The organism is Sphingomonas sp. SKA58, assembly GCF_000153545.1.
Taxonomy (GTDB): Bacteria; Pseudomonadota; Alphaproteobacteria; order Sphingomonadales; family Sphingomonadaceae; genus Sphingobium; species Sphingobium soli.
This window is the reverse complement of sequence record NZ_CH959308.1, coordinates 169,879-196,290: the sequence shown is the minus strand read 5'-3', so window position 1 is coordinate 196,290 and position 26,412 is coordinate 169,879. Positions and strand designations below refer to the sequence as shown.

Sequence of the window (26,412 nt, the reverse complement as noted above, 5' to 3'; positions counted from 1 at the left end):
ATCTTTATGCGCCTGTTCGTCAGGAGTTTGGGGGAATGGGGTAGACGATCAGCGCGGCGGCATCCGGATCGCGCCGTCGAGGCGTATGACTTCGCCGTTCAGCATCGGATTGCGGATGATAGATTCGACCAGTTGCGCATATTCGTCGGGGGCGCCCAGGCGGCTGGGGTGCGGCACCTGCGCGCCCAGTGCGTCCTGCACATGCTGCGGGAAGCCTTCCACCATCGGCGTGCGAAAAATGCCGGGGGCAATGGTCATGACGCGGATATGGTGCTGCGCAAGATCGCGCGCGACCGGCAATGTCATGCCGACCACGCCCCCCTTGGACGCGGCATAGGCGGCCTGGCCGATCTGACCGTCATAGGCTGCGACCGACGCTGTGTTGACGATGACGGCACGTTCACCCGCCACATCGTCAACAGCGGCGGCGCGCGCGGCGAATTTCGACATGAGGTTGAAGCTGCCGATCAGATTGACCTCGATGGTGCGGCGAAAGAGGTCGAGCGAGTGAGGCGCGTTTTCCTTGCCCACCGTCTTGCTGGCAGGCGCGATGCCCGCACAGTTGACGAGAATGCGCGCGACGCCATGCGCCTTTTCGGCCTCATCAAGCGCGGCGGCGACGGCGGCGTCGTCCGCGACATTGAGCGCGAAGGCGATGGCGCCCATCTCTTGCGCGGCGGCGTTCGCCGCCTCCTCGTTCAGATCAAGAATGGCAACCTTCGCGCCATTGGCGGCCAGCATCGCGGCTGTCGCCTTGCCGAGACCTGATGCGCCGCCGGTGACAATGGCGGCCATATTTCTGATGTCCATGGATTTTGCCCCCCGTTCAGACCAGCTCGACAGCCATGGCGGTGGCTTCGCCGCCGCCGATGCACAGGCTTGCGACGCCGCGCTTCAGCCCACGATTTTGCAGCGCCGCAATCAACGTCGTCAGGATGCGCGCGCCCGATGCGCCGATGGGATGGCCGAGCGCGGTCGCACCACCGTTGACGTTCAGTTTTTCGGGCGGGATCGACAGTTCGCGCGCCGCGATCATGGCCACGACGGCGAAAGCTTCATTGACTTCGAACAGGTCGACATCCTCAATCGACCACCCCGCCTTGTCGAGCAGCTTGCGCATCGCAGGGACGGGCGCGGTCGTGAATTTGGAGGGTTCCTGCGCATGGGCGGCGGTCGCGACGACCTGCGCCACGATCGGCAGACCAAGCCGATCGGCGACGCTGCGCCGTGTCATCACCAGCGCGGCGGCACCATCGGATATGGAGGAGGCATTGGCAGCCGTGATCGTGCCATCCTTGGCGAAAGCCGGCCGCAGCGACGGAATTTTGTCTGGCTTCGCCTTACCGGGCTGCTCGTCGGTATCGATCAGCATGTCGCCACCACGCCCGGAGACAGTCACGGGGGTAATTTCGCGCACGAACGCACCCGACGCAATCGCGTCACTGGCGCGGGAGAGCGACCGGATCGCATAGTCATCCTGTTCGGCGCGGCTGAACTGATAGTCGCGCACGGCTTCTTCGGCAAAGACGCCCATCGCCTTGCCGGGCTCATAGGCGTCCTCCAGCCCGTCCATCATCATCGTGTCGATAATGCGGTCATGGCCGATGCGCGCGCCGGCCCGATGCTTGGGCAGCGCATAAGGCGCGTTGGTCATACTTTCCATGCCGCCCGCCACGATGATGTCCGCCGCGCCGGCCGCCAGCGCCTCATGCGCCATGATCGCGGCCTGCATGCCCGATCCGCACATCTTGTTGACGGTGGTCGCCTCCGTATTGAGGCCAAGGCCAGCGCCGAGCGCCGCCTGGCGCGCGGGCGCCTGACCCAGGCCAGCGGGAAGGACGCAGCCCATATAGATGCGATCGACGGCATCGGCAGGGAGCTTGGCGCGCTCGATCGCCGCCTTGACCGCGGCCGCGCCGAGATCGGTTGCCTTCAAGGGTGACAGCGCGCCCTGAAAACCGCCCATGGGGGTGCGGGCATAGCCGGCGATGACGATGGGATCCTGTGCCATTTTGCGTCCTCTTCCTGCGCGACGTGAGTTACGACGCCGATAAATCTACTGGTGAGTATATTGCTTATTCATGCGTTTTTTGTCAAGTTGATGGGCGGAGACGAGACGTGCAGATAGACATGGACAACAGGCCCGCTTCCCCGTTTCGGACACGGGTGGAAAAGGCGCAGGAGCGTGCGCAGAAACGAGACGCCGTGCTGACGGCGGCCGTGCGCATGTTTAACGCGCGGGGGTTTCATGCCACGTCGCTGGATGATGTCGCGGCGTCATTGGGGATCAGCAAGCCCACCATCTACCATTATCTCGGCAATAAGGAGCAGGTGTTGATCGAATGCGTGACGCGCGGGCTGGAGCCGCTGCGGGCCGCAGCCGATCAGGCGCGCAGCGAGGAAGGGCGGGGCATTGATAGGTTGCGGCGCTTCCTGATCGCTTATGCGCGTACGAACATGGATGATTTTGGCCGGTGCATGGTGCGGACGGGCGATGAACTGCTTTCGCCGCCAAGCGCAGCGGAAATCCGTGCGCGCAAAAGCGAGATCGACAGGACGCTGCGCGCCCTGATCGCCGATGGCATCGCGGACGGATCAATCGCGCCGGTCGACGTCAAGATGAGCGCCTTTGCCATTGCCGGCGCGCTCAACTGGCCGGCGCGCTGGCACGACCCCAACGGACCGTCCAGCGCGGAAGAAATTGCCGCCGCGCTGGTCGATACGCTGATCGGCGGCTTGGCGCCGCGCCCCTGCGCCCCGATTAGGGGATGAAGACCGCGCCTATTTCTTCACCCTGACGGCATAGACCTGGTTGCTGCCGTCCATGTTGGAGCGGAAGATCATCCATGCGCCATCGGGCGTGAAGGTGATATTGGGTTCCAACCGATAGTCATGGCGCGCCATATCGACGATCTTTTCCGCGTCGAACGTGCCGGGCGCGACGAGATCGGCCGCATTGTCGGCATGAATGCCCGCCACGTCGGGAATGTCTTTGGGTGTGAAGAGATAGAGATATTTGCCGTCGGGCGCATGGGCGACCATTTCGCTGTCACCGCCATCGCCGGAAAAATGTTGCAGATCGGGCGCCTGATTATAATGGACCGACCACATATTGCGGTCGACATGATACCAGCGGCGATGGCCGGTCGCGAGTTCATAGCCCGCGAGCCAGAACACCTCCCCGCGCGGCGTCTGAAGGTCGTACCAGATCCATTTTCCGTCCGGTGAGAAAAATTCGTGGCCGGCGATTTCCATGTTCATGAAACGCTTGTGGACAAGTTGCTTGCCCGTGCCATCGGTGCGGATGGTCCAGATGCGATCGACCTTGTGCCAGGGACCTTCGTGGCAATACATGATGAGGCCGGGATCGGTGGGCGAGAATTGGACATGGTTGAGCCAGTCGGTCGAGGCGACCACCACCTTCCGCTCGCCGGTGCGAATGTCGATGGTAAAGATCTCCATCGGAATCTTCGCCTCCAGCCGTTCATTGAGGCGCACTTCCTTCGCTTCGGCGAAGGTCAGCGGCTGGCCGTCGGGGCCGGTGGCGGCGTAGTTGGCCTGGCCGAACTGCTGCTTGATTTCCGGTTCGCCACCCTTCTTCGTGCCATCGGGCTGAAGCGGCTTGTCGCTCGCCGCCCATTGGCCAAGCAGCAGGGTTTCGTCAGCATTGATTGAGCCGATCGAGCCCTTTGCCACGGTCGCGATGCGCCGCGTCTTGCCGCTGTCGATGTCGGCGGCGAAAATGGTCGTCGCCCCGCCTGCATCGTCGCGGCGGTGGCCGGCATAATAGGCCGTGCGCGTCCGGCGGCCGGTAAAGAGCAGTTGCAGGTCGCGCCCCTTGACCAGCGGCGTCACGCTCCAGTCGGCCAGCGTCACGACGCTGATGCCATCGGGCGTCGAGATGACCATCTTGTCGCCCTGGGGCGTATAGCTGTTCTGGTGGAAATAGAGGCTGGCCGCGCCGCCGGGCGCATCGGTGATCTGGACGATCTCATGCCCGGTGGTGGCGTCGGTCCACTGCTTCACCGGCTTGGCCACCGCAGCGCCGGTCCAGGCGAGCGCCGCCAGCGCGAGGAGCGAGATGCCGCTTTTCATGGAGATATCCTTCTTCAGCTTTGGGCCGGCAGTGCATCGGGGATGAGCGCCAGATTTTCGATCGCCGCCAGCCCCCATTGGGCCGCGGCATTGGTGGAGACATGGGGCCATTCGACCGTGGGGCCAAGGATTTGCGGTCCTTGCAGCGTCACGCGCGGGTCGCCCTGCGACAGGCCCAGGCCCGCCTCGCCCGAGAAAAACTCCTCCCAGGCGCGGCGCGCCATCGCTGGATCGCGCGTCTCATGCGCCAGATAGGCCGTCAGGCGAGAATGACCTTCACGCAGATTGCGGCCGCGATAGGGGAAGGGGAATTTCGCCTCCCATTGCGCGCGCGGGGCGTTGAACCAACGGCAATAGTCAAGCCAGGCCGTGCGGTAGGCAGGCACATCGAGCAGGTCGAGCAGTTCGGCATTGAGTTCGAGCGCGCCGAACACGGCGTTGAGATGCGATACCGATATGCTGTCTCCCTTGCCCAGGAAGCGGCCAGTCGACAGGTCGAACGGCGCGGTCCCGGTCAGCCAGCCATATTGCAGGCCGCCGATGCTGGTCATGCCGGCAAGCAGCCGGTCGCGCCATTTCCGCTCGCCGGTCCGTTCCCACTCGGCAAGCCAGGAGGAGGCGACCGCGCACCAGGTGGTGCCAAAGGTCATCTCTATGACGCCGTCGGGCAACGTCTTGCGTTCCGCCCCCGGCACCTTGCGGCCGATTTCGACATGGGCGAGCGTCTGGTCGGACAGTAGCAGGTCGCGCATCAGGTCCCCGACCCGTTCGTCGCCGGTCAGATAATAATAGATGCGCCGATAGATCGCGTTGGAAATGCGCGGCTGCTTGCTGCTGTCGCTCCAATGCTGGACGCCATGACGCGTGCCCAATCCCTTGAAGCGGCCGAGATGATAGACGTCGACCTCGCCCGTATGGCGGGTCATCGCCTCGGCGAAGCGGAACAGGCCCGCATCGCCGGTGCGCAGGACGCTCAGCCACAGCCACAGGTCGGGCGACAATTCGCTGTTATCCCAGGCAAAGCCGCCAATGTCGTAGCGCCACTGGTGCCGGTCAGCGTCGTAAGTGTGCATGATGTCGCCATGATTCCAGAAGCCATACCAGCGGCGGCGGTCGACCTCTGCCTCATAGAAGGCGGCGAGATTGGTGATCTGGTCCTCGATCCGCGCCTTCATCGGTGTCGATCGATCTGGCAGCGCCCAGGGGCCAAAGACATTCGCGGCATGGATGCGCTGCGGTTCGACCATCAGTTGCGGTGGCACGGCGTTGGCCTGCGCCATGGCGGCGAGCCGATCAGCGCCAGGCGTGGCGGCGCAGGCCCAGAGCGTCAGTTCGCTGGTGCGGGCAGTGCCGGTTGCGCTGTCCCAGCCGGGCTCATAATCTTCATAGGTGATGGCGAGCCCTTCATTCTGGGCGTCATAGCCCTCCATGCCGAGCACGCCGCGATAGGGGCGCATATCCATGGGACGTGCATCGGGCGACCACAGCCAGAGCGCCATACGCGCCTCGTCGGATGCGGCATCGCTGATATCGATCTGGGTCGGGTGCCGCTGCCAGAAATAGCGGGCCGCGAGCGCCACGCCGCCCATCGGCGAGCCGACATAACCAAGCCCAAGCGCGCGAGTTCCGGCCGTGGCATCGACCCAGGCATGGCCGGCCTGCGTGCGCTTGACGATGGCGAAACCGTCGGCGCTGAGCTGGCTGAGACTGAAATCGCTCCACGTCGGGATGCGATCCAGCAGGGGGCGGACGCTGTCGGCCATCGCGTCCATCGGCACGGCGCGACCCGCGATCTGCGCCGCGCGTGCCGCCTCTCCCGGATCACGGCGCAGACCGGTAAGCGGGCGGACGGCTTCGGAAAAGAGATGCCCCTGCGTGGTGGCGAGGCGGACATGGCGGTCATGCGGCGCGCCGGCCATCGGCACGGCGGCGACAAGGCCCAGGCTGCTGACAAAATCCTTTCCCGGATCACCGTCGAAGATGAAACTGTGCACGACGCGCAGATGATCGCCGCCGGCATAGGCATAAAGCCGCATGGTGAAGGGCAGCAGGCTGCGCCCCGCCCCTGCATGCATACCCTCTATCCTGACAACCGCGCGCACCGGGCCTTTTTGTTCGACCGTCACCCGGTCGATCCGGCCGGTCAGCTGGGTGCGGCGGCCGTTTTCGGGTGCATCATCAATACTGGCGACGAGCGTGAGCGGCCCCATCACTTGCCGATCGCCCGCCCAGGCACCGGCGATCGCAACCGCACCGCTGCGCGGAATCCGCCAGCGTGTCGCGCCGCTGACGATTTCGACCATGTCCGCCTGTTCGCGGACCATGACGCCCGCCTTGGGCGCCGTGGGCCGGCCGGGTGCGACGTCCAGGGTCGCGGGCTGGTCCATACCGGCGGGCAGCGCGTGCGCCGACCATTTGAGCGACCCGTCGGGCCAGGTGGCGAGCGTCCAGTGCTGGGACGGGAGCGGCTTGCCGTCGCCGCGCACCGCCAGTGGCGCGCCCGGCTTTACGGCCCCGCGCGGCCAGGGCACGCCGAAGGTCTGGCCAAGGCTGAGCCTGGGCGCTTCGCCGTCGATCCAACGGACCGGCGTGCTGCGCGGCATGGTCGATGCGGCGCGGGCAGCGGAGGGGATCAGCGCGGCGGCGCTGCCCATCAGGCTGGCGCGCAGCATGTCGCGGCGGCCGATGGTCAAAATGCTGGTCATTGTCCCCTCCTATGCCGGTCTTCAGAGCCGGGTGATCGAGAATTTGCGTAGCTGGATATGGCTTTGGGTGGTGCGCACGCCAAAATGGCCGCTGCGATAGGGATGCCGGTCCGTCATGGCGAAGAGGGTTTCCCCGTCACGCTCCACTGCGATATGGGCGCCATCCGCGATCAGGCGCAGATGGAACCAGCAATTGGGCGTGAGCATCGCGGCCGGATCGGTCCGATCGTGCGCGGGCAGCAGCGGCCGATCACCGGCGCGGCCGACATATCGACGCATCCGCGTGGTGCTGTTCCGATTGCCGCCGATGCCGACATAATAGGTGCGCAGGCTGTCATAGTCCTCAAACACGCCGCTGCGGCGGGCGGCGAGCGCCGACCCGCCCGGCACGGCGGGGTCCTGCGCCATCCAGAAGGCGTTGACGTCGCTGACCGCGTCCTGCGGTCCACCGGCCTGCACCGCGCGCACGTCATAGGCGATCGCGACCGGTCCTTTTAGCGGCTGGCGAAACCAGAGAGTCAGGCCGGCGGGCGTGTCGATGTCGAGCACGCCCTGCGCGGCGGACACGCGGGCCTGAGGAGACGCGGCTTCCAGTAGCCACTGATCCAGACCGTGGGAGAAATCATCCCGATAGAGCATCTTGCGGGCAGCGCGCGCCGCGACTGGCGTGGATGCCAGCGCGGCGAGCAGTGTCCGGCGCGAAAGGCCGGTTCCGATCACAGTTTCAGGCGGACACCGCCATAGACACGGCGACCGAAGGTTTCGATGATCGTGCGGCGATAGACGCTGTTCGCATTCTCCTTGCGCGTGGCGTCGAGCAGGTTGACCCCTTCAAGGAAGAAAGCGACGCCGGGCATCACCGTGATGTTGAGCGACGCGTCGAGCTGGCCATAGGCTTCGCCAAATTCCGGGTTGCCGCCGCGACCGGCGGCGTTGATCAGATATTTGGACCGCCAGTTATAGGCGCCGCGCAGGCTGACCACATCATCTTCATAATAGGCCGACAGATTGTAGCTGTGGCGCGAGAGGCCCTGGAACGGCAGGGAATCGCCGGTAAACCGATCCACCCCTTCATAACCGCTGTCCTTGGAATAGGTGTAGTTGGCGATCACACCCATCTGCTTGAGCACAGGGACGTCGAGGAAGTCGAACGCAAGCTGCGCGCCGGCTTCGACGCCGTTGATCGTCACCTTCTGCGTGCCGTTGGTGGGCACGGTGATGGTATAGGTGACGTCCGTCGCCGGATCCGTATAATCCTCCGTCGTGTTCTGGATGAAGCTGCTGATTTCCTTGCGGAAATAGGTTACCGACGCAAAGCTGGTGCGGTTGATATAATATTCCAGGCCCGCATCATATTGGCGCGCGCGGAAGGGCTGGAGCCCCGGATTGCCGCGCGATCCGGTGAGGCCCACCACATCCAGCGTGAAGCGCGGCGCAAGCTGCTGCGGCAGCGGGCGCGCCATGACTTCGGTCGCCGTGACGCGCGCCATCAGCTTGTTGGGAATAAGCTCCGCCTTCATATTGAGCGAGGGCAGGAATTCGGTGTTCTTGCTGTCATAGGCGACCGGAGAGACGATGCCGCCCTGGCTCAGATAGCCCGACGTGTCGACCTTGGTATTGACGACGCGCGCGCCGATGACGCCCGTGACCGGCACCGCGCCGACATCAAAGGCGAAGGCGGCCTGCGCATAGCCGGCCAAGTTCTTTTCACCCACTTCCCACGTGTCAGTGAACACCTGGCACGTGCCGCCCGGACGCGTCGGGCAGCCATTGGCTTCGAACGGATCGGGCACGCCGATCGCGTCGGCCACGCCCTGCGTCATGTTGAGCCAGCCGCGATAGCCGTCGCTAAAGCCCAGATCACCGGTGTGGAAAAAGGGCGCGGTACCCAGCGATGCAAAGCCGACCGCATTGTCGATCTGCTGCTGGACGGCGGGATCGGAAAACCCGTTGAGCACGGTCGAACGATTGAAGAATTTGCTCGTGACCTTGAGGTCGCGATACTGACCGCCGATCTTGATCGACGTCAGGAAGCCGCCGTCGGGCTTATATTCCGCGTCCAGCTTGGCCATTTTCTCCGACTGATCGTCATAGCGCGGGCGGCGCAGGACGGTCAGCTGGTTGATCCCCGCGCGGGTCGTGGGATCATTGGGCAGGATGATGTTGGGCGCATTCTGGCCATTGGCATAATCGACGATCAGGCTGTCCATGCCGGTGACGGCGGCGGTCGCGTTGATCTCGTTATTATAGGCCTTGGCCTTGGAATAGGAGATTTTCGGCGTCAGCGTCAGATTGCCGGTCGTCCATTCCGCACCCAGCGCCAAATTATAGGTGGTGCGGCGAATGTCGCCCAGAATGTTGCGGTAGGAAACGCCCAGCTGGCTGGTCTGTGCCAGTGCGGGATTGTTGGTCATTTCCAGATGCTGGACCGTATTGTCCGGCCCGATGATGGTGTTTTCAGTATCGACGATGCCGCCGCTGGTGCCGGTTTGCAGATATTGCGAGGTGACGGACTGGTTGGACCGCGTCCAGTTGCCTTCGAAATAGGCTTTGAGGTCATCGCTCGGCTGCCACTCCAGGATGCCGTTCAGCGCGTAGCGGCGGGTTTCGAGGCGGTTGATGACATAGCGGGGAATATCCGGGAAGAAATCGCCCATGCCATCGTCGTTAAGGTCATAGAGATCGCCATTGGGGTCGCGCAGCTGGACCCAGCCGGTGGTGCGGGCCTGATGGCTTTCGACATTGCGGTTTTCGAACGTGCCCGACACCAGGATGCCGATCGTGCCGTCGGCGAAGGTGTCGCTGCCGATCAGGGCCAGGCGCGGGTCCATATGGTCGCCGATATCGGCATAGATGGCCTGCGCCGATCCGGCGAGATAGGGCTTGCCGCCATTATCGAACGGGCGACGGGTGATGATGCGCACGGTGCCGCCCACGCCGCCTTCGGTCATGTCGGCGGTGGCGGACTTCACCACTTCCACGCGATTGACGAATTCGGAAGGCAGATCGCGGAAATCGACGTCGCGGCCGCCGCCGACCGTGGTCGACAGGGCGGTGGTGCCGTTGATTTCGACCCGGTTCAGGCTGGGATCGGCACCACGGATGGTGACGCCCGACCCTTCGCCGTCGGAACGGGTGATCTGGACGCCGGTGACGCGCTGCAACGCTTCGCCGACATTTTTGTCAGGGAATTTACCGATATCTTCCGCCGAGATCGCGTCCAATACGGTTGGCGAATTGCGCTTCGCATTGAGCGCGCCCTGAAGGCTGGAGCGGATGCCGGTGACGACGATGTCGGCGACGTCATCATCCTGGGTGGCTTGAGGGGCGACATCCTGTGCAGCGACGGCAAGCGGCGCAACCGCCGCCAGAGCCGCATAAGAAATCGTAGCAAGTTTCACATAACGCAACCGCACCAGTCATCCTCCCTTTTCCAATATTCCACATATTGGGCTTTGATTGCGTTATTTGGAAAGAAATCATGCTTGTTGTCAAGCGTCCCTTTTCGGCGCGGCGAAAGGGCCAAGCGAAAAGCTCGGGGAAATCAGCGTCTTGCTCGTGAAAAATATGACGGGACGAAGCCCAAAGTGACCGGCCCGATGGTCCCGCAATGTGGTCGACAGTATCGCCCGCTGCCTAGGAAAGCGCGACTCCGTCGCGTATGATCGGCGCGTCGGACCCGAATATCCTGCCTGTGCCGCGCATATGGCGTTTGGCCTGGTAAAGGGCGAGATCGGCGCGCCGCATCAAGTCCAGTTGCGTGACGCCGGGGCCGTCGGCGAGTGTCGCGCCGACTGTGGCGGATACGCGCCGCGTCTGGCCATCCTGCGTGATGGACACCTGAAGCTGATCCAGAACCCGTTGGACATAGGATTCCAGATCTGCACAATCGCGCGGACGGGTGACCAGCAACGCAAATTCGTCGCCGCCCAGTCGCGCCGCAAAAGCGTTGGCCATACAGCCTTCGCGCATGCGCGCCGCCATTGCCCGCAGGATATCGTCGCCGGCCGCATGGCCAAAACTGTCATTGACCGCCTTGAAACCGTCCAGATCGATGAGCAGGAGCGCAACAGGCTCCGCCCGTCTCTTCAACCGCGCCAGAGTTTCGCCCAGACGCTTTTCAAAGCTCGCGCGATTGGACAGGCCGCTCAAGCTGTCAGTGCTGGCGCTGTGACGTAATTCCTCCTCGCGCAGGTGCCGTTCGGTGACATCCTGAAACACGCCGACGATAGCGGCGGGCCGGTCATGCCGGAATTCGACTTCGCCAATGCTGCGCACCCGGCGCATCCGCCCATCGGCAGCAATCAGATCGGTTTCGAAGTCGAACCCCTCCCCGGTTCGCATGGCCTTGCGCAGCCTTTTTTCGATCAGCCGCGCCTCTTCCGGAGAATAAAAGGCAAGGGCCTCTTCCAGCGGCGGGGTGGAGCCGATCGGCAAGCCATGGATGGCATAGACCTGGTCGGACCATTGAACCACGCCATCGTCCAGCGACACACGCCAGGACCCGACGCCAGCCAGTTTTTCCGCCTGACGCAGGAGCCGATGCTGGCCGTCCAATATGTCCGCCCGCTCCTCCGCCAGTTCCGCCAGATAGCGCGCATCCTGCGCCGTGGCATGGGCACGCAGAAGCGATTCCGCGACAGCGGCCAGATCGCGCAAAATGTCCCGTTCCTCATCCGACAGCGCGCGCGGCTGCGTATCGATGACGCAGAGAGAGCCAAGCCCGGGAAGCATATCGGAATGCCCGTCATGATGCGGTCGCAACGGGACCCCGGCGTAAAAACGGATATGCGGCTTGCCCACCACGAGCGGGTTGCGCGCGAAGCGCGGGTCGGCGCTGGCGTCCTCTATCACCAGCAGATTGTCCTGATGGATGGTATGCGCGCAAAAGGCCTGATCGCGCGGCGTTTCCCGCACCTGGCCCAGACCCTGCGCCGATTTGAACCATTGCCGATCCTGATCCACCAGCGACACCAGGGCGATCGGGCAGTCGAGCAGCCGCCGCGCCAGCGCGGTCAGCGCGTCAAAATCCCGCTCCGGCGGCGTATCGAGGATGTGGAAGCTCGCCAGCTTGCGCAGGCGGGCGTCCTCCAGCGTCTGATGCATGCGCCCTTTCCTTCTTGCCTAACAGTTTAGCGCCCAATCCTAAGATTTCCTTACCAGAGCGGGCACATCGCCGCCCTATCGGCTCGAACGGTCGCAGCTGCTGTTCGGTTGCGCTTGTCACTGTCAGCGGTTTTTCCGATTTCCTTTCGCGGGGGCTGGGGGCTTATAGTTCTAACGCCGCGACACCCCCTGAGCGGCCGATTGAGAGAGGAGTCAATCCATGGACGCAAGGACAAGTGGAAGCCCCCTGAGCGATCCGGGCAAGGAGCCGGCCGCGATGCGCAGCCTGCTGGGTCGCACGAACCGCGACTGGTGGCCCAACCAATTGTCGCTCGACATTCTCCATCAACAGGGTCGCACCGGCGATCCGATGGGTGATGATTTCGATTATGCCGCGGAATTCAAGACGCTGGATCTGGCTGCCGTCAAGCGCGACTTGACCGCGCTGATGACCGATAGCCAGCCCTGGTGGCCGGCCGACTATGGCCATTATGGTCCGTTCTTCATCCGCATGGCGTGGCATAGCGCGGGCACCTATCGCACCGGCGACGGACGCGGCGGCGCGTCGTCCGGCACGCAGCGCTTCGCGCCGCTCAACAGCTGGCCCGACAATGCCAATCTGGACAAGGCGCGCCGGCTGCTCTGGCCGATCAAGCAGAAATATGGCCGCAAGCTGAGCTGGGCTGACCTCATGATCCTGGCGGGCAATGTCGCCATTGAATCAATGGGCGGGCCGGTGTTCGGCTTTGGCGGCGGACGCGCGGACATATTCGAGCCGGAAAAGGATATTTACTGGGGCACGGAAGAATTTTGGGTCGGCCAGGAAGGCAATCTGACGCGCATCGACGAGGAAGAGGGCCGCGCGCTGGAAAACCCGCTGGCTGCGATCCAGATGGGCCTCATCTACGTCAATCCCGAAGGTCCGGGCGGCAAGCCCGATCCGCTCCAGTCTGCGCGCGACATTCGCGAAACATTCGCCCGCATGGCGATGAACGATGAAGAGACGCTGGCGCTGACGGCGGGCGGCCATACCTTCGGCAAATGCCATGGCGCGGGCGACGCATCCCTGGTCGGCGCGGAGCCCGAAGGCGCAGACATCGCGCAGCAGGGCCTTGGCTGGCAGAGCGGCCATGAAACCGGCATCGGCGATCATACCATCACCAGCGGCCTGGAGGGCGCCTGGACGCCGACGCCGATCCAGTGGTCGATGAACTATTTCCGCATGCTGCTGGACTATGATTATGAGCTGGTGAAAAGCCCGGCCGGCGCGCAGCAATGGCAACCGATCAACCAGAAGCCCGAGGATATGGCGCCCGGCGCGCACAGCCCGGACAAGCGGTTGCCCACGATGATGACGACCGCCGACATGGCGTTCAAGATGGACCCCGAATATCGCAAGATCGCCGAGCGCTTTTACGCCAATCCCGACCAGTTCGCCGACGCCTTCGCCAGGGCCTGGTTCAAGCTGACCCATCGCGACATGGGGCCCAAGGTCCGCTATCTCGGCCCCGATGTGCCGGAGGAGGATCTGATCTGGCAGGACCCGGTTCCGGCGGGGCCAGTGCTGAGCGATGCCGACGTCGCAACGCTGAAGGACAAGATCGCCGATAGTGGCCTCAGCATCAGCCAGCTGGTCAAGACCGCCTGGGCGTCGGCCGCGACCTACCGCGATTCCGACAAGCGCGGCGGCGCCAATGGCGCGCGCATCCGCCTGTCCCCGCAAAAGGACTGGGACGCCAATGAGCCCGACGAACTGGCCAAGGTGCTGGCTGTCTATGAGGGCATCCAGCGCGATTTTGGCGGGCGCGTCAGCATCGCCGACCTGATCGTGCTGGGCGGCAATGTCGGGGTCGAACAGGCGGCAAAAGCCGCGGGGCACGACCTGCATCTGCCCTTCGCTTCAGGCCGGGGCGATGCGACGGACGAACAGACCGACGCCCACAGTTTTGAACCGCTGGAGCCCAAGGCGGACGGATTCCGCAACTATCTGCAGGTGCGCTTCAACGTACCGACAGAAGAGCTGATGGTCGATCGCGCGCAGTTGCTGGGCCTTAGTGCGCCGGAAATGACCGTGCTGGTCGGCGGTTTGCGCGTCCTGGGCGCCAATCATGGCGGCACGTCGCATGGCGTTCTGACCGACCGGCCGGGGCAGCTGACCAACGACTTCTTCGTCAATCTGCTCGACATGGGCACGGCGTGGAAGGAAGTGGACGATCGCGGCGACGAGGTGTTCGTCGGCACCGACCGGGCGAGCGACGAGGAACGGTGGACCGCCACGCGCACCGATCTGGTGTTCGGCTCCAACTCGCAGCTGCGCGCACTGTCCGAAGTCTATGCCGCGTCCGACGCTGGCGACAAGTTCGTTGCAGATTTCGCCCGCGCCTGGACGAAGGTGATGAACGCCGACCGGTTCGACCTCAAGGCATGACGATCAGCCGCCGGGGTGCGCAGCGCATCCCGGCGGCTCATCCCCTTATTGCACGGCGGCGATCAGGTCTGAAACCTGATGGACAACGCCATTGGCGACCACCGTCTTTACCTTGAACGTGTTGGCGATGTCGGCGCGCGGGTCCCCTTCGATCAGCGCGATGTCCGCCAGTTTGCCCGGCTCGAGCGTCCCGGCGTCGAGATTAAGCGCGCGGGCGGAATTGACCGTTGCCGTCTGCAACGCCTGGAAAGGCGTCAATCCCCCGTCCACATAGGACGCGATTTCCGCGTGAAGGTTGGTCGCGATCATCGTGTCGGTGCCGGCCACGACCTGTGTCCCGGCGTCATACATTTTCTTCATGGAGGCGAGGCCACCCTTGAGCAGCGGGCCGACGATGCGGGCAATCGCATCATCATCCTGGGTGACGCTCTCCTGCGCCCAGCTGGGATAGAGCTTGACGCGCGGATCACTGCGATAGTCGGGATGCCGTTGCAGATAGCCGGTCAGCGCCCCGAAATTGGTCGGCGTCAGCGTCCGCCGGCTTTGTCCGAACAGCTGGATCACGTCCTCATAGGCCATGCCGCCCGGTCCCTGTTTGGGCGAATAGCCACGGCGGCTGGTCGCACCCATATGTTCGGTGCCATCCACGCCAGAATAGGCGGCGGGGAAGATTTCATGGCCCGACACCGGAATACCCATGGCGTGCGCCGCCTCCACGATGCGCCGCTGATAGAGGTCGGGCATGCGCACATAGCTTTTCTGAATATCATATCTGAGCGCGCGGGCGCGGCCCAGTTCGCGCTCCAGATGGGCGGGGCTGGAGACGGCAATGCCCATTTTGTAATAGACACGCTGCCATTCAAGCAGCGGGCCGCCAGTATAGAGGCGCGGGCTGATCCGCACCCCTGCCTCCGCCGCCTCGCGATCCTCGACCGCATCATAGACCTGAGTGCCTGGATCGCGCACGGTGGTGATGCCATAGGCCAGCCACGCCTTTTCCAGGTTCGAACCGAAATCCTTCTGGATATGGGAATGATATTCGATGAGGCCGGGAATGGCCGTCAGGGTGCTAGCGTCGACATAGCGGGCAGTGGCGTCGCTCCTGGCCGGATCATGATCGCGAATGGCGGTGATCCGGTTGCCGTCGATGACGATGTCCTTGTTCGTCTGCGTCGCGTCGGTGACGGAATCGACCAGTGCGCCGACGTGAATGATGGTGCGTCCGGTCGGCTTGGCAAGGCGGTAAGTGAGGTTGATCGGCACGTCGGTGACGACGCCGGTTTCCAGATTGACGGTCTTGAGCGCGTCGTTCGACTGGACCAGAATGGTTTTGCCATCCCCGCTCCAGGTCGGGAAGAAGGCGATGTCCGACGTATAGCTGCGCGCCGGGCCCAGCGGCTTGGCGTCGGCCGCCACCGGCCAGACCTTGAGCAGGCCTTCATAGATGCCCGCCATCCGCGTGCCGTCAGGCGACCATGCCGGGCCGCTGCCGCTGCGCGTGTCGAGCGACATATTCTCTTGCGGGATCTGCCAGAAAGGCTTTGTCGTGCCGTCGACCGGGATGACATAGACCTGATTGGTGCCTTCGCGGAAGCTGTTGGAATATTTGTAGGACAGGCTGATGACGACATATTTGCCGTCCGCCGACCAGCTGGGACTGCCAGGCTGACCGAGCGACGTCTGAAGCCGTGTCACCTTGCCGCTCGCGACATCCACGACGCAGACGCCCGCCACGCCCCAGCGGCCATCGACGTCGATGAAGGCGATCTGCTTTCCGTCCGGCGACCATGCCGCGCCCAGCGGCTGGGTGTCCATGTTCGTCAGTTGCCGGTCCTTGCCGGTCTTCAAATCCTTGATGAACAGCTGCGGCAGGCCGCCGACCCGGTCGGAGGAAAAGACGATGCGCCTGCCATCGGGCGACCAGTCGGCGTCGGCGTCAAGCGCGGCGTCCTTGGTCAGATTTTCAGGCGTGCCGCCCTTGGATGAGACAATATAGAGATCGCCAAGCGCGACAAAGGCGATGCGGCTGCCATCGGGCGACAGGCGCGGATGGGTGATGCCCAGCGCCTTGCGCGGCGCGGTCGAATCCCAATCGCGTTTGGCGCGCGTGTAGCTGGGCCGCACGACTTCGAGCGTCGCTGCGAAATCGACAGTGGACTTACGCGGGCCGCCCTGCCGAACCTTGCCGTCCGAGACATAATGATAACCACCGCCCGTTCCCCAGGAGACACGGAAGGGGAAGACATTTTCGGTGCCGCTAACCTGCTTGTCGTCGATGAACAAATGGCTGCCGCTTGCATCCTGCACGACATAGGCAAGCGCGCCGCCGGGACCAAAGGAGGGGGCATCCGCCTTGCCCTCCACCTTTTTGAGCAGGCTTTCCTGCCCGGTGGCGAGATCGGTGACGTAGAGCGCGCCGCCCATCATGCCCTCCGCTCCGGCATAGGCCACACGCCGGCCATCCGGCGACCAGGTCGGCATCCGGTCTTCGCGCGGATTGCTGCTGATCTGCTTCATCGCGCCGGTCGCCACGTCCATCGTCCAGATGTCGTAATTGCCGCTGCGGTCGGAGGAGAAGGCGATGGTCTTGCCGTCGGGTGAATAGACCGGCTCGCGATCGTCATAGGCGCCCTGCGTCAATCTGCGCATGTCGCTGCCATCGGGCTTGATGGTCCAGAGGTCGTAGCCGCCGTCGCGATAGGCGAAATAGAGAAGATGCGAGCCGTCGGGCGCCCAGACGGGCTGGCGCGCGTCGTTGAAATAGTCGGTGATGCGCCGCGCCTTGCCGCCGGCGGCAGGAATGATCCAGAGGCTACCTTGCAGGTCGACCGCCAGCCATTTGCCATCGGGGGAGGCCGATACTGCCATCGACGTGCCTTCATGCACGTCGAAAGCGATCGGCTTTTCGCCGCCGGGAGGCGGGAGGTTGGCAGGCTGGGCCAACACCGGCGCAGCCGTGCCGAGCCATGCGATGAGGGCCATGGCCCTGAGCGACGATGTCATCCTGTATCCCCCTTACCAACCAAAGACATAGCGTTCGCGCCGCACATCCGCCGCCCCGCGCAGGGTGCCGGTTTCCGGCACGACGCCCGCCGCGACGATGCCGGTCGACACGCCAAACGGCCCGAGCACGTCCAGCTTGTGCCCACGCGCGGCCAGCCCGTCGCGCACCGCCTGGGGCACCCGATCCTCAATCTCCAGCACCCCCGGTTCATCCTTCTTGATCGCGAAGGAGCCGTGGAAATGGCTGGAATTGATGCGGGGCGCCTCGATCGCGGCCTGAAGCGGCTGACCAAAGGCGAGCACGCGCAGCAGCACGTTCATGATCTGCTGGTCCTGATTGTCGCCGCCCGGCGTGCCGATGGAGAGATAGGGCGCGCCATCCTTCATCACCATCGAAGGCGACAATGTGGTGCGTGGCCTTTTGCCCGGCGCCAGGACATTGGGGCTTTCGGGATCCAGGTCGAACACGGTCATGCGGTTGCTCATCGGCACGCCGGTATCGCCAGCGATATAGGCGCCGCCCAGCATCCAGCCGGAACTGGGCGTGCAGCTGAACAGATTGCCGTGCCGGTCGACCACTTCGATCGCGGTGGTGTCGGCGGTGGGGACCGGCGGTTTTTTCAGCATATGCGGCGTGAAGGCGGGCGTCGGTCGCTTGCCGCCCTCCATCGCCCATGGGTCGCCATAGCGATGCTCCAGCGACGCCCTGGGTCCGATCAGCTTCGCGCGCTGGGCGGCATAGGCCTTGGACAGCAACGCCTTGGCCGGCACCTTGGCAAAGTCGGGATCGCCGAAATAGGCATTGCGGTCGTCAAAGGCGAGCTTGATCGATTCCGCCAGCGTGTGAAGATAGGCCTCGCTGCCCGGTTCCATAGCGCCGATGCCGGCTGCTTCCGCGATGTTCAGCGCAATCAGCAGCGCCGGCCCCTGGCTCCAGAAGCCGCCCTTGCAGATGGTGTAGCCGAACACGTCCGTCGTGACCGGTGCTTCCAGCTTGCCCTGATAATCGGCAAGGTCGCCATAGCGCATCAGGCCGCCATCCGCCTCCATCGCCGCGCCAATGCGTCGGGCGATGTCGCCTTTATAGAAAGCGTCGCGCCCGGCCTGGATCGCGGCCTTGCGATCCTTGGTCCGGGCAAGGGCCGCCTTGTCCGCCGCGGCGATGACGCGCATCGTGCGGGCAAGATTGGGCTGGCGAAATATCTCACCAACCTTGGGCAGCGCACCGCCCGGATAATAAGTGTCATAGGCGGTCTTGTATTTCGCGGTCGCCTTCTGCTGGCTGACGAAAACCTCGGCCAGAAAGTTATACATGACGAAGCCATCGGCCAGTTCGATCGCGGGCTGCATCACCTGATCGAGCGTCATGGTGCCATTGAGTTGCAGCGCGCGCGCCATGGCGTCCACCATGGCAGGAATGGTGCCGCCCATCGGGCCATTGCCCGGGATCATGCCAAGCTGCGCGAATTTGTCGGGCGTGGCGAGCGCCGGGGCTGTCCCCTGCCCATTGATGACGGTCACGTCCTTCGTGCCGCTATCATAGATGATCGTCGGCGCTTCACCGCCAAAGCCGAAATGCGATATTTCGGTCACGGCCGCGGCAAAGACGGCCGCGACCCCCGCATCGGTGGCATTGCCCCCCGCCATCAGGATGCGCGTGCCTGCGGCCACCGCATAATGACGACCGGCAGCAACGATGCCGAAATCACCGACGATTTCGGGCCGCAGTGTCTCGCCCGCGCTCTTGAGCCGCGTGGGTTCGGGCGGCGGCGGCGGTGTCTGGGCGGTCGCCGGCGGCAGGCCTGCGACCATGGCCGCGCCGCCGCCGACCGCCCATGCGCCGAGCGCGCGACGGCTCAATCCCGCTGGCGGGTCCTGTGTCTTCATGTCTGCTTCTCCCCTGTTCCCCGTGGCATTGCAGGAGGAACGCATTGCGGTTGCCCGTACCGATCAGGTCGGACTCAAGATGATGCGGCCGGCCTCGATGCGCGTTACGACGCCCAGACTTTCCGCCACCGCCTGCGCGAAACCGCGCGGGTCATTGGCGATGAACAGGCCGGTGATGGTTTCCTGCGCCAGCACCGGATCGGCAATGACGATATGTTCGTCATTATAACGGGCAAACTGCGCGGCGGCGCTGGCCAGCGTGGTGTCGCGAAAGGCGATCTTGCCTTCGCGCCAGTAAAGCTCCTGCTCAATCGTGTCAGACGCGATCGCAGCGGTCTCGATCGGCGTGGCGGCGCGCGGATCGACCACCGCACGCGTCCCCTGGGACACGCGGACAGGCGCTGCCCTGGCCTCGCTCACTTCCACCACGCCTTCGCTGACGATGACGTCGACCGGGCGGCGCGCTTCGTGCCGGACAGTGAAGGCCGTACCCACCGCGCGGACCCGCGCGTCCCCGGCGATAACAACGAAGGGCCGGGACGCATCCTTGGCGACAGCGAACAGCGCCTCGCCACCCCGCAGGATGATCGTGCGCTGCCGATCGGTGAATTGCACGTCCATTTCGCTGGCGGTGTTGAGGTTGACGATGCTGCCATCCGACAGGGCGATGCGCAGCATTTGGCCCTTGCCGGTCGCATAATGATCGCCGTCGCTCCACAGGCCCAGGGCAACCGCCCCGACCGCTGACGCCGCCAGCGCCATGCCAGCGCCGCGCAGCAGGAACCGACGGGTGAGCCATGGGATACGGGCGGCGGGATGGGTGCTACCGGACGCCTGCGCAAGCTCCACCCGCGCCAACGCCGCCCGTGCCATCGCCCAGGCGCCCAGCCTGCGGCTATCGCCGGAAAGCCAGGCATCCAGATCCGCCTGTTCCGCCGGGGTCAGCGCGCGCGCATCAAGACGGGCCGCCCATATGGCCGCCTGTTGCTCGATCTGCGCGCTGCTTTCCCTTGCTGTCATAATGCTCCGTATCCGGGATTTGGTCGTAAGACGCGGGCTGACCGGATTTTCCGCCACGTCCGAAAATATTTATCAAATGGCGGATACCGCGCCCGACATGCTTTTCCACGGTGCTTTCCGACAAACCCAGCAGTTGCGCGGTTTCCCGCTGGGACAATCCCTGCACCTTGCGCAGCATGAAGGCTTCGCGGCATCGCGCAGGCAACAGGTCGATCGCGTCGGCAACCAGGCGAAATTCCTCGCGCTGTTCTGCCTGAATATCGGGTGGCAGGTCATCGGCGGCGAAGTTCAGCCGCTCTACTTCGCTCAGCGTTTCCATGGATACGACCGGCGCTCGACGCAATTCGCTCGCCACCACCGACAGCGCAGCGCGAAAGAAATAGGCGCGCGGATTTTCGATATGGTCGACCGCTGCCAGGCTGGCGAGCTTGGCGTAGGTTTCCTGAATGACGTCGTCAATCTGCAAACCATGCTGGATCCGCCCCGAAAGCCAGCGCCGTAGCGCCGGTTCGTGCGGACAGATATGGCGTGCAAGCCAGAAAGCCCTGCTGTCCTGAATCGGTCGGCCCCTTCCCCAAGACGATCATGGCTGTTCAACGAAGTGTCCGGGCAAATCCGCCGTATCGGGTGAAAAACAGGGCGCATGTAAAAAATGTGACGGTGGCCATGGCGGATAATGCGCGCGCCGCTGTCTTTCCCAATGTGACCAGCGGCCATGCAGCCGGGCGCAGGGAGGGGATGCCGAGGCTTTCCACAAGGAAGGCCAGAAGGGCGCCAGCCGGCAGTGATACCGGCATCGAAGCAGTGGAATTTCTTGTCGATCAGCCAGTCCGGTGCGCGGCGGTAGCCGTGCGCCCGGGGGAAGGCGCGCACCCATGGCGCGTCATGAGGGGGAAGCAAAGACATGACCAGATTGAAATGGACGGCCATGATCCTGGGCGGGGCGAGCGCGCTGGCGCTCGGCGCCGGCACGGCTATGGCGCAGCAACGCAATTTCGATTTGCCCGAAGGCCGCGCGGCCGACGTGCTGCCATCCTTTGCCCTGCAAAGCGGATTGCAGATCATCGCGCCTTCGAAGAAACTGCGCGACACGCGGACCCCGCGCCTGCAAGGCGCCTATGACGCACGTCAGGCGCTCAAGCGCATCATTCGCGGGACCGATCTGGTCATCGCGTCCGACCGCAATGACGTGGTGACGCTGCGCGACAGGAATTTGTCGGCGCTGCGCGGTGACAATGCGGCACAACGCCCCATTGCTTTTGCGCAAATGCAGGTGGCAGGCACGATGTCGGACGCCGCGCCCGCGCCGCTGCCCGCCGAACCACAGGGCAATGACGGGGCGGAGATCGTCGTCGTCGGCACGCAGATCAGGGGCGCGAAGACCACCGGCGCGCTGCCGGTCAGCGTCGTCGGCCAGGAACAAGTCGATGCCGTTGCCGCCGTGTCTGGCGGCGATCTTTTCCGCTCCATCCCGCAGCTGGGCGGCGTCACCTTCAACGAACAGGTGCTGGGCGGCGGTTCGGGCAATGCGGCGCGCGGCGACGTGTCGACCGTATCGCTGCGCGGCCTGGGCCAGGGCAACACGCTGCTCCTGATCAATGGCCGCCGCACGGTGTTGCACCCCACATCGCAGGCCATCACTGGCGTGGTCGATTCCGGCGTGCCGACCTTTGGCTTCAACGCCAACACCATCCCAGTGGGCGCGATCGAGCGGGTCGAAGTGCTGCGCGACGGGGCGGCGGCGCTTTATGGGTCCGACGCGGTCGCGGGCGTCGTCAACAATGTGCTGAAATCCAATTTCACCGGCGCCACGTTCGACGCGCAATATGGCGCGGCCGAAGGCACCAACCTGCGCGAATTCACGGTCAACGGACTGGTCGGGTTCAATTTTGGCGGCGGACGCGGCAACATCTCGCTCTTTGGCGGCTATGCCCAGAAATCGAAACTTTACTTAAGCGATCAGGACTATACCGCCAATCTGGACCGGCGACCCTATGTCGTTGGCACGGCGTTCGAAGGCAATGCCGCCTTCAACGGCACATCGACCAGTACGCCCTGGGGCACGTTCCAGGCGACCGGATCGGGCATCATCACCAGCAATGGCGTCGCACTGACCAACGCGTCGCAGCAGTTTCACATCCAGCCGGCGACCAATCCCGGGTGCCAGGTTGCGGCCACGACGCCGGGCATGTGCTGGGACGATGCCAGCGGCACGACGCAGATGGCGACGGTGGATTCCAACCTGCGCTACGACGCCAATCAGACATTCCCGGACCTGACCACCCAGCCGTCCGTCAAACGCATCAACCTGTTCAGCTTCATCAATTACGAACTGACCGACAATCTCGATTTCTTCGGCGAACTGGGTTTCTACCGGGGCAAGACCGACGCCATCATCGGCAGCGGCGGGTCGCTGGGCAATATCCCGATCACGGTGGCCGCCGACGCCTATTGGAACCCGCTTGGCCCGACCTTGCTGGCCGACGGATCGGCCAATCCCAACCGCTTGCCCGGCCTGGTCGGCGTGCCCGACGAAGGACTGCCGGTCACGATCCGCAGCCTCAACTATGTCGACGCGGGCCAGAAGCGCGTGAACGTCACCAATTACCAATATCGGTTCCTGGGCGGCCTGCGCGGCAGTTTTGGCGACTGGAACTGGGAAACGGCCGGCCTTTACACCTGGGCGACCGTCAAGGACGTGATGGACGGCACGTCCAGCACATTGTTGCAGGCCGCGATCAACAAGACCACGCCCGACGCCTATAATCCCTTCAACGGCGGGTGTGTCGATACGCCGGCAGTGGGCGATTGCACCCCCAATGACGAAGCGGTCGTGGACAGTTTCCGTATCCAGTCGACCCGACGCAACAAGACCTCGCTGGCGCTATGGGATCTCAAGATATCCAACGCCAACCTGCTCGACCTGTGGGGCGGCAACAGCATCGGCATCGCCAGCGGCGTCGAATTCCGGCGCGAAACCTACAGGGACAACCGCGATCCACGCCAGGGCGGCGTCGCCGGCGTCGACATCACCTATACTGATGCTGTGACCGGCATTTTCTACGGATCGGACCTGATGGGGGCCAGCCCCAGTCCCGATGTGTCGGGCAGCCGCAAGGTCTGGTCCGCCTATGCCGAACTGGCACTCCCGCTGGTCAGCCCGGAGATGGAAATTCCGATGATCCGCTCCTTCGACATTCAGGTCGCGGGCCGGTACGAACGCTACAGCGATGTCGGCGACGTCGCCAAGCCCAAGGTCGCTGCAAGCTGGGACCTGCTCCAGGGCTTCCGTCTGCGCGGGTCATGGTCGCAGGGCTTTCGCGCCCCCAATCTGGAAGTGCTCAATACCGCAACGCTCGACCGGGTGAATGGCGGCATCGAATATATCTTGTGCGAAGCGGACCTGCGCGCCGGCCGCATCGGCAGCTTTTCCCAATGCGCGCGCAACGTATCGGTGTTGCGGCGGTCGGGCGGCAATCCGGACCTGAAGCCCGAGGAATCGACCAGCTGGAATTTCGGCGCCGTGCTTCAGCCGCCTCTGCCTGACGGGCTGGGCCAGGTGACCTTCACCGTCGACCGGTGGCGGATCAAGCAGAAAGGGGTCGTGGGCCTGCTCGATTACCAGAATGCGCTGAACCTCGACTATCTGCTGCGCGTGCAGGGCAGCAGCAATCCGGCGGTCGTCCGGCGCGATCCCACGGCGGACGATATCGCGCTGGTCGCTGGCACGGGCCTCGCGCCCGTGGGCGAGCTGCTCTATGTCACCGCGCCATTCCAGAACCTGTTGCCGATCCAGGTGGATGGCATCGACTTCAATCTGGACTATCGGGTCAATACGGGTTCGTTTGGCAATTTCAGCCTGAACGTCAATGCCGCGCGACTGATCAAATATCAGGTCGATGCCCCGGCCGCCGTCCAGGCCGTCATCGACGGACAGGCGGACGGAACGATCAACGCCGCCGTGCCGGTGTCGGGCGGGGGCGACGTGGTGAAGCGCGACGGCCAGCCGCGCTGGCGCATATCGGGCAATCTGACCTGGGACTATGGCCCGGTGCGGATCGGCGCCTTTACCCAGTTCATTTCGGACGTCTATCAAAATGGCGTGTTCGACGCGGCTGGGAATAATTTCGTGGTCAAGGGCCAGACCACGGTCAATCTCTACGCCACCTACAAGTTTGACCAGGGCATGATGAAGGGCACGGCGATCACCATCGGCGCGCGCAACATCTTCGACAAGAACCCGCCGCTGGCATCGACCGGCTACCTGTCCAGCCTCTACCAGCCGCAGGCGCGTTACTGGTATACCAGCATCAAGAAGAGCTTCTGATGCAGGACAAGGGCCTTGCCCGCCGCGAGTTGATCGCGGCGGGCCTCGCCAGCGCGGCGGTCGGCCTGCCCATCGCCACGCTGGCACAATCAGGCACGCGCGCGCCCGATGCCCCGCGCAGCGCGCCGGCCATGGTTCGCGCCCATCGCGTCGAAGTGCCCATGCCCCATGGCGGCGTTGCCGCCGGGCATCCCCTGGCCGCGATGGCGGGAACACGGATGTTGTTGCAGGGCGGCAGCGCGGCCGATGCGGCGGTCGCGGCAATGGCGGTGATGAATGTCGTGGAACCCTGGGCGTCGAGCGCGGCGGGCAATGGTTTTGCCACCTGCCTCGACCGCAAGACGGGACAGGTCCATTCGCTCGCCTTCACCGGAGGCGCGCCCGCCCTGTTCGATCCGGCTGTCGATCCTGCGGAACTGGACAGCGGCCACAAGGCGGTGACGGTGCCCGGCGCCTTTGGCGGCTGGATCGCGCTGGCGCGGCGGTTCGGCAGGTTGCCGCTCAAGACTTTGCTGGAGCCGGCGATCGGCTATGCCCGCGATGGCCATCCGCTCGATGCGTCGATCGCGATGTTCATCGGCCGGCAGCAGGCGGTGCTCGCCCGCTATCCGACCAGCGCCGCGATATTCCTGCCCGGTGGCAAACCCCCTGCCCCGCGCGCCCTGTTCAAGAACCTGCCTCTCGCGCGCACGTTACAAAGCCTAGCCGACGCGGAGACGCACGCGCTGCAAGGCGGCGCGGATCGCGACACGGCGCTGCAAGCCGCCTATGACCATTTCTATACCGGGCCGGTGGCACAGGACATGACCCGCTTTTCAGCGGCCAATGGCGGCTGGCTGCGCATGGCGGACATGGCGGCCTACACACCGATCTGGGAAGCGCCGGTATCGACCCGCTATCGCGGGCTGGACGTCTATTGCAGCCCGCTTACATCGCGCACGGGCCTAGAATTGTGCGAACAGCTCAATATCGTCGAAGGATGGGATCTTGCGGCGCTCGATGCGACTGATCCGCTGCTGACGCACTGGCTGATCGAGGCGATCAAGGTGACCAAGGCGGACGTCTACCGTCATGCCGGCGATCCGCGCTTCGTCACGGTGCCGGTCGATCGCCTGCTATCCAAGGACTTCGCCGCCCAGCGTCGCGCGATTATCGACCGCGCCCGCGCCATTGCCTTTCCCCAGGGCGCGGACATCGCGCAGCTGGGCGTTCCACCCCTGTTGGCGATGGCGGACACGCGGTCGCGGGGCGGGGATACGACCAGCCTGTCGGTGGTGGATGCCGATGGCAATGCGATCGCGGTCACGACGACGGTCGGCGGCGGCTTTGGCACTTCCGTCGTGATGGGCGACACGGGCCTGCTGTGCAACAACGGCCTGCGCATCGGATCGACCGCGCCCTATGACGGCCATCCCAATCGCGCTGCGCCTGGCAAGCGGGCGTTGCTGGGCAATGGTCCTGTCATCGTGCTCGACAAGGGGCGGCTCAAACTGGTGTGCGGCACGCCCGGCGGCGAGACGATCGGTCAGACGCAATTCCAGTTTCTGGTGAATGTCATCGACCGGGCCATGCCGATCCAGCAGGCGATCGAAGCGCCGCGCTTCGCGCTGCATGCCGAACCCAGTTTCTACAAAGCGGGAGCAGCGATCCGCGTGCAGATGGAAAGCCGCTTCGACCCGGCCATCACGCAGGCGCTGGCCGCCATGGGACACAGGCTGGACATGGTCAGCCCTTACGCCATTGGCAGCATCCAGGGCGTGCTGGTCGATGCGTCCGGCGCGCGCATGGGCGGCAGCGATCCCCGCCGCATGGGCTATTCAGTGGGATATTGATCCGATTGA

At 64.3% G+C, this 26,412-nt stretch carries 15 protein-coding genes; 4 read left to right on the top strand and 11 right to left on the bottom strand.

Annotated features, from left to right (window positions below; all coding sequences use genetic code 11):
• Positions 1-48: 48 nt before the first annotated feature.
• The gene (locus SKA58_RS16195) at positions 49-810 is read right to left on the bottom strand and encodes an SDR family NAD(P)-dependent oxidoreductase (protein WP_009823550.1); all 762 of its coding nucleotides are present in this window, start codon (positions 808-810) and stop codon (positions 49-51) included.
• Positions 811-826: 16 nt separating this feature from the next.
• On the bottom strand, positions 827-2,011 hold the full coding sequence (locus SKA58_RS16190; protein ID WP_009823549.1) for an acetyl-CoA C-acyltransferase: 1,185 nt from the start codon (positions 2,009-2,011) through the stop codon (positions 827-829).
• Between the two features lie 119 nt (positions 2,012-2,130).
• On the opposite strand from SKA58_RS16190, the gene SKA58_RS16185 reads away from it, so the two are divergent.
• Positions 2,131-2,772: a TetR/AcrR family transcriptional regulator gene (locus tag SKA58_RS16185; RefSeq protein ID WP_009823548.1), complete on the top strand. Its 642-nt coding sequence runs from the start codon at positions 2,131-2,133 to the stop codon at positions 2,770-2,772.
• Positions 2,773-2,781: 9 nt separating this feature from the next.
• On the opposite strand, the gene SKA58_RS16180 is transcribed toward SKA58_RS16185, so the two are convergent.
• From SKA58_RS16180 to SKA58_RS16160, 5 genes are all read right to left on the bottom strand, one after another.
• Positions 2,782-4,095: an oligogalacturonate lyase family protein gene (locus SKA58_RS16180; RefSeq protein WP_009823547.1), complete on the bottom strand. Its 1,314-nt coding sequence runs from the start codon at positions 4,093-4,095 to the stop codon at positions 2,782-2,784.
• Positions 4,096-4,109: 14 nt separating this feature from the next.
• Positions 4,110-6,800 (bottom strand): exo-rhamnogalacturonan lyase family protein, encoded by a 2,691-nt coding sequence (locus SKA58_RS16175; RefSeq protein WP_009823546.1) that lies wholly within the window; start codon positions 6,798-6,800, stop codon positions 4,110-4,112.
• Positions 6,801-6,821: 21 nt separating this feature from the next.
• On the bottom strand, positions 6,822-7,520 hold the full coding sequence (locus SKA58_RS16170) for a DUF6250 domain-containing protein (protein ID WP_009823545.1): 699 nt from the start codon (positions 7,518-7,520) through the stop codon (positions 6,822-6,824).
• Positions 7,517-10,216: a TonB-dependent receptor gene (locus SKA58_RS16165; RefSeq protein ID WP_232209454.1), complete on the bottom strand. Its 2,700-nt coding sequence runs from the start codon at positions 10,214-10,216 to the stop codon at positions 7,517-7,519. The genes SKA58_RS16170 and SKA58_RS16165 overlap by 4 nt, the downstream gene beginning before the upstream one ends.
• Positions 10,217-10,436: 220 nt before the next feature.
• The gene (locus tag SKA58_RS16160) at positions 10,437-11,906 is read right to left on the bottom strand and encodes a diguanylate cyclase domain-containing protein (RefSeq protein ID WP_009823543.1); all 1,470 of its coding nucleotides are present in this window, start codon (positions 11,904-11,906) and stop codon (positions 10,437-10,439) included.
• Between the two features lie 220 nt (positions 11,907-12,126).
• Between SKA58_RS16160 and katG the strand changes: the two genes are divergently transcribed.
• Complete coding sequence (gene katG, locus SKA58_RS16155; RefSeq protein ID WP_009823542.1) at positions 12,127-14,334, top strand: catalase/peroxidase HPI; 2,208 nt, start codon at positions 12,127-12,129, stop codon at positions 14,332-14,334.
• A 45-nt stretch (positions 14,335-14,379) separates the two neighbouring features.
• Here the strand turns inward: katG and SKA58_RS16150 are convergent, their stop codons facing one another.
• The 4 genes from SKA58_RS16150 to SKA58_RS16135 form a co-directional block, all read right to left on the bottom strand.
• Entirely contained in the window at positions 14,380-17,316 is a 2,937-nt protein-coding gene (locus SKA58_RS16150; protein WP_009823541.1) for an LpqB family beta-propeller domain-containing protein, read from the bottom strand.
• Between the two features lie 33 nt (positions 17,317-17,349).
• Positions 17,350-19,224 carry a gamma-glutamyltransferase family protein gene (locus SKA58_RS16145; RefSeq protein ID WP_009823540.1) on the bottom strand — a complete coding sequence of 625 codons (1,875 nt, stop codon included), beginning with the start codon at positions 19,222-19,224 and terminating at the stop codon, positions 17,350-17,352.
• Between the two features lie 63 nt (positions 19,225-19,287).
• Entirely contained in the window at positions 19,288-20,244 is a 957-nt protein-coding gene (locus SKA58_RS16140) for a FecR family protein (protein ID WP_009823539.1), read from the bottom strand.
• The gene (locus SKA58_RS16135; RefSeq protein ID WP_269572093.1) at positions 20,180-20,767 is read right to left on the bottom strand and encodes an RNA polymerase sigma factor; all 588 of its coding nucleotides are present in this window, start codon (positions 20,765-20,767) and stop codon (positions 20,180-20,182) included. Before SKA58_RS16135 ends, SKA58_RS16140 begins: the two co-directional genes overlap by 65 nt.
• A 381-nt stretch (positions 20,768-21,148) precedes the next feature.
• On the opposite strand from SKA58_RS16135, the gene SKA58_RS16130 reads away from it, so the two are divergent.
• Together SKA58_RS16130 and SKA58_RS16125 are read left to right on the top strand one after the other, a co-directional pair.
• A complete protein-coding gene (locus SKA58_RS16130) occupies positions 21,149-24,571 on the top strand; it encodes a TonB-dependent receptor (RefSeq protein ID WP_009823537.1) in 3,423 nt (1,140 codons plus the stop codon).
• Positions 24,571-26,403 carry a gamma-glutamyltransferase family protein gene (locus SKA58_RS16125; protein WP_009823536.1) on the top strand — a complete coding sequence of 611 codons (1,833 nt, stop codon included), beginning with the start codon at positions 24,571-24,573 and terminating at the stop codon, positions 26,401-26,403. The genes SKA58_RS16130 and SKA58_RS16125 overlap by 1 nt, the downstream gene beginning before the upstream one ends.
• Positions 26,404-26,412 lie beyond the last annotated feature (9 nt).

Coding starts and splice junctions, on each gene's coding strand:
- SKA58_RS16175 (WP_009823546.1), bottom strand. CDS start 6,800: ATGACCAGCATTTTGACCATCGGCCGCCGCGACATGCTGCGCGCCAGC.
- SKA58_RS16180 (WP_009823547.1), bottom strand. CDS start 4,095: ATGAAAAGCGGCATCTCGCTCCTCGCGCTGGCGGCGCTCGCCTGGACC.
- SKA58_RS16140 (WP_009823539.1), bottom strand. CDS start 20,244: ATGACAGCAAGGGAAAGCAGCGCGCAGATCGAGCAACAGGCGGCCATA.
- SKA58_RS16185 (WP_009823548.1), top strand. CDS start 2,131: ATGGACAACAGGCCCGCTTCCCCGTTTCGGACACGGGTGGAAAAGGCG.
- katG (WP_009823542.1), top strand. CDS start 12,127: ATGGACGCAAGGACAAGTGGAAGCCCCCTGAGCGATCCGGGCAAGGAG.
- SKA58_RS16190 (WP_009823549.1), bottom strand. CDS start 2,011: ATGGCACAGGATCCCATCGTCATCGCCGGCTATGCCCGCACCCCCATG.
- SKA58_RS16145 (WP_009823540.1), bottom strand. CDS start 19,224: ATGAAGACACAGGACCCGCCAGCGGGATTGAGCCGTCGCGCGCTCGGC.
- SKA58_RS16130 (WP_009823537.1), top strand. CDS start 21,149: ATGACCAGATTGAAATGGACGGCCATGATCCTGGGCGGGGCGAGCGCG.
- SKA58_RS16195 (WP_009823550.1), bottom strand. CDS start 810: ATGGACATCAGAAATATGGCCGCCATTGTCACCGGCGGCGCATCAGGT.
- SKA58_RS16160 (WP_009823543.1), bottom strand. CDS start 11,906: ATGCATCAGACGCTGGAGGACGCCCGCCTGCGCAAGCTGGCGAGCTTC.
- SKA58_RS16150 (WP_009823541.1), bottom strand. CDS start 17,316: ATGGCCCTCATCGCATGGCTCGGCACGGCTGCGCCGGTGTTGGCCCAG.
- SKA58_RS16125 (WP_009823536.1), top strand. CDS start 24,571: ATGCAGGACAAGGGCCTTGCCCGCCGCGAGTTGATCGCGGCGGGCCTC.